Source organism: Kitasatospora phosalacinea, assembly GCF_000716545.1.
GTDB classification, from domain to species: Bacteria; Actinomycetota; Actinomycetes; order Streptomycetales; family Streptomycetaceae; genus Kitasatospora; species Kitasatospora phosalacinea.
The window spans coordinates 1-6,990 of the sequence record NZ_JNWZ01000123.1 but is presented as its reverse complement, the minus strand read 5'-3'; the positions used below and the strand labels follow the sequence as shown (position 1 = coordinate 6,990).

6 protein-coding genes and 2 pseudogenes are annotated in these 6,990 nt (G+C 70.5%); 4 read left to right on the top strand and 4 right to left on the bottom strand.

Features of this window, described 5'->3' with window-relative positions:
* Positions 1-173 (bottom strand): annotated as a pseudogene (locus OO48_RS41330) (ISL3 family transposase); the annotation flags it as partial.
* Positions 174-719: 546 nt separating this feature from the next.
* Between OO48_RS41330 and OO48_RS33410 the strand changes: the two are divergent.
* Entirely contained in the window at positions 720-1,553 is an 834-nt protein-coding gene (locus tag OO48_RS33410) for a nuclear transport factor 2 family protein (protein WP_033223267.1), read from the top strand.
* A gap of 160 nt (positions 1,554-1,713) precedes the next feature.
* Positions 1,714-1,860: a hypothetical protein gene (locus OO48_RS38745; RefSeq protein WP_157845614.1), complete on the top strand. Its 147-nt coding sequence runs from the start codon at positions 1,714-1,716 to the stop codon at positions 1,858-1,860.
* A gap of 253 nt (positions 1,861-2,113) precedes the next feature.
* Here OO48_RS38745 and OO48_RS41095 read toward each other — a convergent pair.
* The 3 genes and pseudogenes from OO48_RS41095 to OO48_RS39140 all read right to left on the bottom strand — a co-directional run.
* A pseudogene (locus OO48_RS41095) lies at positions 2,114-2,284 on the bottom strand (NF041680 family putative transposase); the annotation flags it as partial.
* Positions 2,223-3,734 (bottom strand): glycosyltransferase, encoded by a 1,512-nt coding sequence (locus OO48_RS33400; protein ID WP_063830803.1) that lies wholly within the window; start codon positions 3,732-3,734, stop codon positions 2,223-2,225. The pseudogene OO48_RS41095 and the gene OO48_RS33400, both read right to left, overlap by 62 nt.
* A 62-nt stretch (positions 3,735-3,796) precedes the next feature.
* Positions 3,797-3,940, bottom strand: coding sequence for a hypothetical protein (locus OO48_RS39140; RefSeq protein WP_167346499.1), 144 nt, complete (start codon positions 3,938-3,940; stop codon positions 3,797-3,799).
* A 251-nt stretch (positions 3,941-4,191) separates the two neighbouring features.
* On the opposite strand from OO48_RS39140, the gene OO48_RS33395 reads away from it, so the two are divergent.
* A complete protein-coding gene (locus tag OO48_RS33395; RefSeq protein WP_106970484.1) occupies positions 4,192-5,838 on the top strand; it encodes an ISAzo13 family transposase in 1,647 nt (548 codons plus the stop codon).
* An 83-nt stretch (positions 5,839-5,921) separates the two neighbouring features.
* Positions 5,922-6,836: a transposase family protein gene (locus OO48_RS33390; RefSeq protein WP_209439592.1), complete on the top strand. Its 915-nt coding sequence runs from the start codon at positions 5,922-5,924 to the stop codon at positions 6,834-6,836.
* Positions 6,837-6,990 lie beyond the last annotated feature (154 nt).

Below are 6,990 nucleotides of genomic sequence, written 5' to 3'. Positions count from 1 at the left end.
CCGTGGAAGCCGTGCACCCGCCCCGTCGGCCGCCCGCACACCGGACACGGCACCGGATCATCCCTCGTCCGCGCCGACACCCGGATGACCTTGCCCTCGCCCGCCACACCCTCGACGACCAAGGCCGACAAGCCCGAAAACACCACGCCCACAAGCTCGTTGACATCACACACACCATGCCAACGATGGTCGTCACACTTCGTCACCACCGATTACGGGACAGAGCCAGTCACTGGACACACCCCATCCAGCGGCCAGCGCCCGGGCCTGCGCCGGGTCGTTGCGGGCTCCCTCCACCAACAGGCGGGCCAGCGCCTCGCGCTCCTGTGCTCCGACCGGCGCGAGCACCTGTCGGCCCGTCACCCGCTGGGCGAGGCCGCCGAGCGACTCCCACGCCTACTTCCCGGCCTCCCCGGCCACTGCGGACCCGGCCGCGCCCAGCACGACCGTGACCGCCGACACCGACAACGGATCGAACACGCCCCCACCCCCAACCGCGTGCGGCGGGCCCGGCCCGCCGCCTACGTCATCTGACGCGCCCAACGGTAGCCTGCGCGCCACCCTCCGTCAGCACGTCTCCGCGCGGGCCGGGGACGCGGGCGGTTCCGCTCGTCGCTGCGCGTCCTCGTTGGGGCGGTTCCGCGCGGAAGCCGGGCCCGGCAGGCGCCCGCGGCAGTAGGGTGGCACCACAGCGAGAAGTCCGGGTAGGGGGCGGGACCGTGCAACTGACGCCAGGTCAGGTCTTCCACCACCGCTGGTGCGCCGCGATGGCGGCCCGGGACGTGGCGGCGCTGCGCGACCTCCACCATCCCGACGCCGTCCTGCTGTCCTCGTCGACGGGCTCGGTCCGCTCCGGCGCCGAGCGGATCGCGGCCGACTACTCGCAACTGTTCGCCACCGCCGGTGCGGTGACGACGACGGCCGTGGAGGACTTCACCGACCTGGGGGACGCGATCCGGGTGGAGTCCGTCGTGTCGACCGCGTTCGCCCGGATGCTGACCTACGACGTCTTCGCCCTGGACGCGGGACGGGTGCGGGTCCACGTCACCGGGACGATCCTGCCCCGTCCGCCCGCGCCGGCTCCCGCGCAGCACGCCGTCCCCACCCCGGGGCAGGCGCTCCACCGGCGGATCTGGGCCGCCACCGACGCCCGGGACGCGGCGGCGCTGCGCGCCGTGTACGCCCCGGACGCCGTCCAGACCGTGTTCGGCGGGGTGGTCCGGGGCGCGGACGCCATCGCGCGGGGGACCTGGGAGGGCTGGCAGCACGGTCACGCGACGCGGCTCAAGGCGGTCACCGCGTTCACCGACGCGCCGCAGGCCGTGTGCGTGGAGGGCGTCGCCGGAGTCGAGGTCCAGGACACCCGGTTCGAGGTCGCCTACTACCAGGTGTTCCTCGTCCGGGCCGGACTGGTGACGCACTCCGTCACCGGCCTGATCTCCCCCCGCCCCGCCGAACTGCGCCAGGGCCTCGACCGCCTGGCCGACGCCCGGCTCAAGGCCGCCCAGGCCATCACCCTCGGCATGGCGATGCGGGTGCCGCGAACTTGGTGACAGCTCCGCTCCGCCGGTGAGGACGAAACGGGCCCCGGTGCTGTCAGGGCGGAACTCCACGGTGGTGAGCGAGACCGTGTCCCCGGTGTCAGCGACGCCCGGGCCTTGCGGGGCGGGGCCGTGGTCCGGCCCGGTGGCGCCGTCGTAGCGGGTGGGACTGGTGTACAGGTCGATCTGCGCGAAGCACCCGGCGGCGGGGACGGCGATGTCCAAGGTGGCGGTGCGGCCGTCGGCGACCGTGGCGGTGGCGAAGTCGGTGATCTGCTGCAGGCCGGAGGTGGCGAACGTCGCGCCGTGCGCCCGGTAGGAGGCGAGCGCGACGGTGCAGGTGCCGCCCTTGCCGTGGACGTCGATGCTGATGCGGCCCTGGGTGGAGGGGGTGAGGGACGCGATCCCCTGGGCGGGCGTCCAGGTCTTCCCGGCGGTGGAGAAGGCGCACGGGGCCTTGGCCGGGGCGGCGCCGCCCGGCAGGACGGGCGGCGCGCTGTACGGGGCGACTTCAACGACTCTCCGGCTCTTCAACCGGATAGATCGCAAAGTCACACTGGAGTATTAGCTTGTCATTTATCCAATCGGCGGGGTTTGGTGCCCTTCTTGTGGTGGGCGGGTTTGGTGTAGGCCTCGCCGGTGGCGAGGGCCCGTCCCACGTCGTGACGGGTTGCCGAACGGCTATTCCTCGAACCGAGCGGGCGTCCGGGGCCGGGCCGGGAGGGTTTCGGTGCTCGCGCTGGTGTTGGGCTCTGCGCGTGGAGGGACCGCGGCGGTGTCGGACGGGGTTTCGCGTGGGGTGCGGGTGACTTCGACGCGGGTACGGGTGCCCCAGCGGTCGACGCGGTGGCAGGTGGCCATCGCGTAGAAGTACAGGGGGCGCAGGAACAGCGCCCGCCACACGGAGGCGAGCGGCGAGAGGGCGAAGAGGAGGAGGACCTGGCTCAGGCGCATGTCGGTGCGGTGGACGGTGAACAGGCGCAGGGCCATCAAATAGCTCATCGCGGCGCCGATGACGACGCCGGCGAGGACGAGGGTGCCGGTGTGGGCGCGGAGGTCGGGGTCGGCGAGGACGACGGCGGGGATGGCGATGCCGAGGGCGAGGTGGACGTACTCGGCGACCGTGGACCAGAAGACGACGCCGGTCAGGGGCATGTAGCGCAGCCACCACAAGTGGCGCACGGTCGTGCCGCGCATCCAGCGCATCTGCTGGCGCAGGTAGTGCGACCAGCGTTCGGGGGCGAGGGTGAAGACGAGCGACGAGGGCTGGTGGACGGTGTCACCGGCGAGGAGCCCGTAGAAGGTGAGCATGGAGTCGTCGTTCATCTGCATGGGCCGGCCGCGGAACGTCTCGTGCTCGTAGACGCCGGCGGCGGCGCGCACGATGTGGGCCCGGTAGAAGGCGAGGGTGCCGGAGTTGATGGTGACCCGGCCGAGGACGGACTGGGCGGAGCGCAGGCCGCGGGTGAAGGGGAGGTAGAGCAGGTTGATCATCCGGGTCAGGGCGTTGGCGTCGTGGTTGAGGACGATGACATGGCCGGCGACGGAGGTGACGTTCGGGTCGGCGAAAGGCTTCAGGCCCTCGGCGATCGCCTCGGGGTCCAGGAGGGAGTCGCTGTCCAGGGTGACGAAGACGTCGGCGTCGTCTGTGGCCAGGACGTGCATCTGGGCGTGCCGCTTGCCCCGGTTGGGGGTGCGGTCCCAGGTCGCCTCGACCCTGCGGGCGGCGGCGCGTTCGAACAGTTCGGCGCGGACGTCGTCGTACGTCATCGGCGTGCCGTCGTCGTGGACGGAGCCGTCGTCGACGACCCGGATCCGGCTCGCCGGACGGCTCTGGACCAGGAGCGAGTGCAGACAGCCGCGCAGCGCGTCCGGGTCCTCGTTGTAGACCGGGATCTGCACGGTGACCGTCAGCCGGTCCAGTTCCGACTGCGCCTCGGGCGAGGCGGTGCGGGGCCGCTCCAGCCAGGACAGCGGTACCCACCAGAGCAGCAGGAAGGACACCAGCCACGGCAGCGTCATGCCCTGGCTCCTGCCCACGAGCGCGGCGACCGTGCTGTAGACGTGGGCCACTCCCCAGGCCAGAAAGGCCGTCAGCGGCACCGCGCCCAGCAGGACCACGCCGAGAGACGAGGCGTGCCAGGCACGCGGGAGCGGCGCCACGCCGGGCCACAGCTTCGGTACGTGCTTCACGGGTACCGCATCGTGGGCGGCGGCCGACCGCCGCCCACGACCACGGGGCACGGAGAGTCGCGTCACCGCTCGACCGGGCCCTTGCCACGCCGGAACGACGTCCTGACCGCGATCACACCCACCAGTACCGCGACCACGCTGATCGTCACCAGCCACACCTGACCTGTCGCCAGGCCCGTGGCCGCCAGCGTGCTTCCAGGTCCCACGATCGAACCGTAGGGCATTGCGCCTCCTCAGGAAGGAAACATCGGGTCAGTCCCATATATGCAGAACATCCCGACCGAAGCTTTCTGATTGCCCCTCACGGGCGTGTCGCGTCCCACGGCGAACGGTGCCCCGATGGCCACCGTGCTACGGGAGCGGTCTTCCCAAGTTCGTTCCTCGTTCGACACCCGGACGTTAAGGGCTCGCAGAGAATCAACGTGTTGCTTCGCGTTGTGCGGCTCGTTGGTCTGGTATGCGCGTCTCCGAGTCGATCCGTGGCCAACTCGCCCTCAAGTTCGAGGTGTTGTTCCCGCACTTGGACGAGCGGCAGCGGCGTCTGCTGATGGCGGCCGAGGCCCGGCTGCTGGGGCATGGCGGGATCCGGGCGGTCGCACAGGCGGCCGGGGTCAGCGAGACCACGGTCCGCAAGGGTGTGGACGAGCTGGAGTCCGGGGTGGGACCGCTGGGGCGGGTCCGCCGGCCCGGCGGCGGACGGAAGAGGGCGGTGGAGCTGAATCCGGGACTGCGCTATGCGCTGCTGGCCCTGGTCGAACCGGATGAACGGGGAGATCCGATGTCGCCGCTGCGCTGGACGACGAAGTCGACCAGGAAACTCGCCGACGAACTGACCCGGCGGGGACACCGGGTCTCGGCGGACACGGTGGACGACCTGCTGCGGGAGGAAGGCTTCAGCTTGCAGGCCAACGCCAAGACCATCGAGGGTGCGCAACACCCGGACCGCGACGCCCAGTTCCGCTACATCAACGAGCAGGCCACGAACCACATGGACAGCGGACAGCCGGTGATCAGCGTGGACACCAAGAAGAAGGAGTTGGTCGGCGACTACAGGAATGCCGGCCGCCAGTGGCGGCCGGCCGGCGAGCCGCCACAGGTCAGGACGCACGACTTCCTCGACCGGCAGGGCCCGGGCAAGGCGATCCCGTACGGGATCTACGACCTCGCCGCGAACACCGGCTGGGTCAACGTCGGCACCGACCATAACACTGCCGCGTTCGCGGTCGCCTCGATCCGCCGCTGGTGGCTGGCCCGCGGCCGACACGACTACCCGGACGCCGCCCAGCTGCTGATCACCGCCGACGCGGGCGGCTCCAACGGCCACCGCACCCGCGCCTGGAAGACCGAACTTGCCGCCCTCGCCGCCGAGACCGGTCTGGAGATCGCCGTGTGCCACATGCCCCCCGGCACATCGAAGTGGAACAAGATCGAGCACCGGCTGTTCTCCCACATCAGCATGAGCTGGCGCGGTCGTCCTCTGAGCAGCCACGACGTCATCGTGAACAGCATCGCCGCAACCACTACCCGCACCGGGCTCCGGGTCGAGGCCCGTCTCGACACCGGCACCTACGACACCGGCGTCAAGGTCACCGATGCCGAGATCGACGCCCTGCCCCTGCACCGCCACCGCTTCCACGGCGACTGGAACTACACCCTCCACCCCGCCCACACACAGCTGACGCCTCGAGCGGTCGATGCCGTCCCGGCCTGCCCCGCACCCGTCGGCCTCCGCGCCCCCGAGCTGACCGGCATGCCGATCACGCGACTGGACCAGCTGATCTGCACACTGACCCCGGCCCTCGAGGACCGGCGCGAAAGACTCCGACACCAGCAGCGCGGCGGCAACCGGCTCCGGGCTCGGGGCGCCGGCGCCAAAGACATACTCACCACACCTGACCGGATCCTCGCTGCCGTGCTCCACCAGCGCCGGATCGCCACGCTCTTCGGCGTCACCCGCAGCACCATGTCCCGAGCCATCCAGGAAGTCCGGCCCCTTCTGGCCGACCACACCATCCCGCCATCCACCGCACGGTTCCGCACCCCGGCAGACGTGACAGCCTTCCTCGCACCTGAAGCCAAAACCGAGATCAAATCAACATGTTGATTCTCTGCGGGCCCTAACGAGTTGGTGCGTGATAGCGGGTGAGGTGGCCGCGGTGGGGGTGGCATGATCGCGGCGTGCGGATCATGGTCAATCGGGCGGTTCTGGCGCATCGGCTGTTCACGAGTGTCTCCCGGCAGCATCTGGGCAGTCTGATCGCCGAGTTGGCCGAGCCATGGCAGACCGTTGTCGAGGGACGCCGCCACGAGGTGCGGGGCGGGGCGAGGAAGCGGGCCGCGGGTGCTGGTGCCCGTCACCAACTCGTCTTCACCGACCGGGTGGTGGCCACCCTGATCCATCTGCGGCACGACCTTCCGCATGCGGTGCTGGGACTGCTGTTCGGTGTTGACCGCTCCACCGTCACCCGGGCGGTCGGGGAGATCCGCACCCTGCTCGCCCGGCGGGGCTGCGCGGTCCCTGACCGGCCCGGTGTGCGCCTGCGGACCTTGACGGATGTGTTCGCCTACGCGCAGGCCGAGGGTGTCGAGCTGCGGCTGGATGCCACCGAGATCCAGGTCCGCCGGCCCGCGGCCGGCCGCGGCGGGCGCCGCGCCTTCCTGTCGGGCAAGAAGAAGCAGAACACGATGAAGGCCACCGTGATCGCCGACCACAAGGGCCGCACCCTGTGGACCGACGCCCTGCGACCAGGGCGGATGCACGATGCGACCGCCGCCCGCAACGAAGGCATCGCCAACTGCTTCCGATACTTCCCCGAGGTGGAGGTCCTCCTCGACGACGGCTACCTCGGCCTGCGACGCGATCACCCCGGTCAGGCGATCACGCCACCGAGGAAACCGAACAAGAGCGCGCTGGCCGACGTCCACGCCCGCTGGGAACAGGCCCGCCACCAGCACTCCTCCGACCGCATCACCATCGAACACGCCCTGGCCGACCACAAGCGCTGGAAGCAACTCCTGCGCTGGACCCACCGCCGGAACAACCTGCCCGACACCTATCGCGCCATCGCCGGCCTCGTCTCCGACCGCACCGCCAACGTGTGAACCACAGCCCTCCGACAGGCGATCCAGCCCTCACCCACTATCACGCACCAACTCGTTAGAAGTCATCTCATTTGGGCTTGTAAGCTGCTCGCGTGATGATCGTGGAGCGCCTGGTGCCGGACGAGTTGTGGGAGCTGTTCCAGCGGGTGGTGCC

Excerpts from the sequence above, each read along its gene's own strand:
- OO48_RS33390 (WP_209439592.1), top strand. The coding sequence starts at position 5,922 with ATGGTCAATCGGGCGGTTCTGGCGCATCGGCTGTTCACGAGTGTCTCC.
- OO48_RS33395 (WP_106970484.1), top strand. The coding sequence starts at position 4,192 with ATGCGCGTCTCCGAGTCGATCCGTGGCCAACTCGCCCTCAAGTTCGAG.